This window comes from Halorubrum tibetense (assembly GCF_042661865.1).
Classification (GTDB): domain Archaea; phylum Halobacteriota; class Halobacteria; order Halobacteriales; family Haloferacaceae; genus Halorubrum; species Halorubrum tibetense.
In genome coordinates, this window is sequence record NZ_JBHSWW010000537.1 from 1 (window position 1) to 892 (window position 892).

At 69.3% G+C, this 892-nt stretch carries 1 protein-coding gene; it reads left to right on the plus strand.

What is annotated here, in order from left to right; genetic code table 11:
- Positions 1–658, plus strand: a 658-nt coding sequence (locus tag ACFQEU_RS16810) for a 5'-nucleotidase C-terminal domain-containing protein (RefSeq protein ID WP_379784002.1), incomplete at its 5' end; no start/stop codon positions are given.
- Positions 659–892: the final 234 nt, after the last annotated feature.

The window sequence follows — 892 nt, forward strand, 5'->3', positions numbered from 1 at the left end:
GCTCGGGGACCTCCAGTCGGCCCTCGAAGCGCGGATGCGCGAAGCCGACCTCGACGAGGTCGCCGGCCAGGTGACGGACCCGATCCCCCGGACCGGCGAGGTCGTCCACGGCGGCGAGTGTCGGGTCGGTAACTTCGTCGCGGACGCGTTCCGCTGGGCGCACGACGCCGACGTCGGGCTCTCGAACGCCGGCGGGCTCCGGCAGGGCGATCCGTGGACCGACGACGTGACGAAAGCCGACCTGATCAGCCTCATCCCGTTCGAGGAGCCGGTGGTGCTCGTCTCGCTCACCGGCGAAGCGTTGCGGAGCGTGCTCCGGGAGATGGCGGCACCCGATGTCGACTTCGGCGAGGACGACTGGTGGCACGGCCACGTCTCGAACGCGCGGGTGGTGTGGGACGCCGACCGCGAGGCGCTCGTCGAAGCGAGCGTCGGCGGGGAACCGATCGATCCGGAGACGACGTACACGGTCGCGACCTCCGAGTACCTACTCCACTCCGACCACGAGTTCCCGACGCTCGAACAGCGCCACCGGATCGGCGAGGCCGACATCCAGTACGAGGTGCTCGCGGCCTACGCCCGCGAGCACGGGATCGATCCGTCGATCGAGGGCCGGATCGAGATCCGGAATCGCGCCGCCGCGGCCGACGGCGACTGAGGGGGCGACTTCGGCGACGGACGACTGCTTATAAACGTAGCGCGGTGAAACGAACGCGGCGAAACGTAACGTGGTGAACATAACGTGGTGAACGTAACGCGTCGGCGCGTGCCGACGAGCGCCCGAAGGGTGCGAGTCGCACGCGCGAGGTCGTCGGGCTTCGCCCGACTGCCAGAGTGGCCTTCGGCCCCTCAATGGACGCAGCGGTCGCTTATAAGCGACCGCTGCGAGGCT